Origin of the sequence: Geminicoccus flavidas, from assembly GCF_009806515.1 — a bacterium.
Lineage (GTDB): Bacteria > Pseudomonadota > Alphaproteobacteria > Geminicoccales > Geminicoccaceae > Geminicoccus > Geminicoccus flavidus.
Map to the genome: position 1 here is coordinate 1 of NZ_WUJP01000445.1, position 2583 is coordinate 2583.

The following is a 2583-nucleotide window of genomic DNA, read 5'->3' on the forward strand; positions in this document are numbered from 1 at the left end:
CCTCGGCGGCCGGATAGACGTTCGAAAAGCGCAGCATCTGGCCGCCCGGCTCGCCATGCTCCAGAAGCCGGCCGAGATCCTTCGGACCATCGGGGCGCAGGCCCGCCGCCTGCCAGGCAGCGGCGGTGGCCGATGGCTCGGCCGAGCGCAGCACCATGCCGAGCAGCCCCTCGCGCTCGGCGAGCTGCCGGTCCAGGCCGTTGGTGAACTGCGCGGGATCCAGAATGCCCAGGAGTTCCAGATAGTCCCGCTTGAACATGATGCAGTAGTTGGCCGTCCCCCACCCGACATGGCGGCCGCGCGGGGTCAGGTTGAAGCCCAGGCGCGCGAAGGCGTGTCGGGCTGCCTCCAGGTCGCGCACGCCCAGGATCAGATGGTCGATCCCGTCCAGGTGCCTTGCTGCCACCCTTGCCTCCTCCGGACACTGCTCTAGAGCTACGCAGCCCCGCCCCTAGCAGGAGTTGCCGCCCGTGACGATCGGACTGATCTGCGCCATTCCCCAGGAACTGGCCCATCTGCGCGACGTGCTGGAGGCGCGCGAGGTCGTCGAGGTGGCGGGGCTGCGCTTCGACCATGGCCGGCTGGACGGGCACGAGGTGATCCTGGTCGGTGCCGGGATCGGCAAGGTCAATGCCGCACTCACCGCGACCCTGCTCTGCGACCGCTTCCGCTGCCGGCTGGTGGTGTTCACCGGCGTCGCGGGCGGCCTCGACCCCGAGCTGCATATCGGCGACGTGGTGATCGCCGACCACACCGTCCAGCATGATGCGGGCGTGATCGAGGGCGGCGAAATCCAGACCTACCAGGCCGGGCACGTGCCGTTCTTCAACCCGACCGACCGGCTGGGCTATCCGGTCGACCCGGACCTGCTCGCCAAGGTGAAGGCCGCCCTCTACGGGTTCCAGCTGGACGCCGTCACCGCGTCCGGCAGCGGCCGGCCGGCCCGGATCGTGTACGGGACGATCCTGTCGGGCGACCAGTATCTCCATTGCGAGCGGACCCGCGAACGGCTGTTCCGCGAGCTGGGCGGCCGGGCGATAGAAATGGAAGGCGGTGCGATCGGCCAGGTCGCCCAGGCGTTCGGCGTGCCCTATCTGGACATCCGCGCCCTGTCCGATCTCGCCGGCAAGGAATCACGCTTCGACTTCGCCCGGTTCGTGGACGAGGTTGCCGCCAGCTCGGCCCGGATCCTGCGGCGGCTCCTGGCCAGCCTGTGACGCGCATCTGCCGATGATCGCCGCCCTGCCCATGTACGACCTGCCGGAGCTGGCCGACGCCACGGCCGCCTGGTGGCAGGGGATCGCCCGGCATGGCGGCTTCGCGGCGGCGCTGGAGCGGCCGGCCGACCTCCAGGCGCACTGGCGCTCGCCCAACCTCCTGTTCTCGCAGACCTGCGGCTATCCCCTGACCCATGGGCTGGCCGGCCAGGTGCGCTACCTCGCCACCCCCTGCTATGCGGCAGAAGGCTGCCACGGGCCGTTCTACCGCTCGGCCATACTGGTGCGGGAAGACGCGGCGCTGGCCAGCTTCACCGATGCCGAGGGTGCCAAGCTCGCGATCAACAGCGAGGACAGCCAGTCCGGCTGCAACGTGCTGCGGGTGATGGCGGCCGAGACCAGCGCTGCCCGCCCCTTCTTCGGCGCGGTCGTGCGGACCGGCGGCCATCTGGCGAGCATGGCCGCGGTTCAGGAGGGCCAAGCGGATCTGGCCGCGATCGACGCGGTGACGCTCGCCCTGGCGGCACGGGCCCGGCCAGCAGCGGTGGCCGGGCTCCGGCGGCTCGCCTGGTCGCCCGCAGCCCCTGCCCTGCCCTACATCACCCGGCCAGGCCTGCCGACTGCTGTCAGGCAAGCCCTGGTCCGGGCGATTCAGGCAGCCTGCGCCGATCCGAGGCTGGCGGCGGTGCGACAGGAACTGCTGATCGACGGTGTGGCCGTCCTGAATCCGGAGGCCTACCAGGTGATCCCGGGCATGCACCGCCGCGCCCACGCACTCGGGATGACCGAACTCGGCTGAAGAGGCGTCAGGCGATCCGCCCCGTCACCACAGTCGGCGGGGCATCAGGCTGCGGCCCGACCTCGAAGGCCGGCCGCAATCGGGCCATGGCAGCCTCCGCAGCCGCCTCGTCGCGGGCATGGACCATCAGGAGCGGCCGGTCGGGCCCAGTCGTCTCGCCCAGTTCCAGGACATCGGTGAGCCCCACCGCATAGTCGACCGCTTGGTCCGGCCGGGTGCGCCCGCCGTCCAGCCCAATGATCGCCAAGCCCAGCGCCCGTGCCTCGATCCGGGTGACGAAGCCGGGCCCGGCCAGGAGGGGGCGGATCACCGGGGCAGCAGGGAGATGGGCATGGGGCCGCTCCAGCAGGTCCGACGGCCCGCCCAGGCTCTGGACCATCCGGGCGAAGCGCTCGGCGGCCGCACCGCTGGCCAATGCCTGCCGTGCCCTGGCAGCACCTTCCGGGATGCCAGCCAGGTCCAGGATCTCTTCGGCCAGCGCCAGGACCAGTTCCACCAGGCGCCCAGCTGTGATCCGCCCGGCCAGCACGTCGATGGCCTCCATGACTTCCACCGCATTGCCGGCGG

At 71.2% G+C, this 2583-nt stretch carries 3 protein-coding genes and 1 pseudogene; 2 read left to right on the forward strand and 2 right to left on the reverse strand.

Annotated elements, in window-relative coordinates; genetic code table 11:
• The coding region (locus EQG76_RS12525; RefSeq protein WP_200840770.1) for a VOC family protein at window positions 1-406 on the reverse strand (406 nt) is incomplete at its 3' end.
• 64 nt (window positions 407-470) lie between these two features.
• Here EQG76_RS12525 and EQG76_RS12530 point away from each other — a divergent pair.
• Both EQG76_RS12530 and EQG76_RS12535 read left to right on the forward strand, forming a co-directional pair.
• A complete protein-coding gene (locus tag EQG76_RS12530) occupies window positions 471-1217 on the forward strand; it encodes a 5'-methylthioadenosine/adenosylhomocysteine nucleosidase (protein WP_159713798.1) in 747 nt (248 codons plus the stop codon).
• Between the two features lie 13 nt (window positions 1218-1230).
• Window positions 1231-2016: a phosphate/phosphite/phosphonate ABC transporter substrate-binding protein gene (locus EQG76_RS12535; protein WP_159713800.1), complete on the forward strand. Its 786-nt coding sequence runs from the start codon at window positions 1231-1233 to the stop codon at window positions 2014-2016.
• Window positions 2017-2023: 7 nt separating this feature from the next.
• Here EQG76_RS12535 and EQG76_RS12540 read toward each other — a convergent pair.
• Window positions 2024-2583 (reverse strand): annotated as a pseudogene (locus EQG76_RS12540) (thymidine phosphorylase); the annotation flags it as partial.

Bases quoted from the DNA above. Each gene is read 5' to 3' on its own strand.
- EQG76_RS12535 (WP_159713800.1), top strand. From the start codon at position 1,231: ATGATCGCCGCCCTGCCCATGTACGACCTGCCGGAGCTGGCCGACGCC.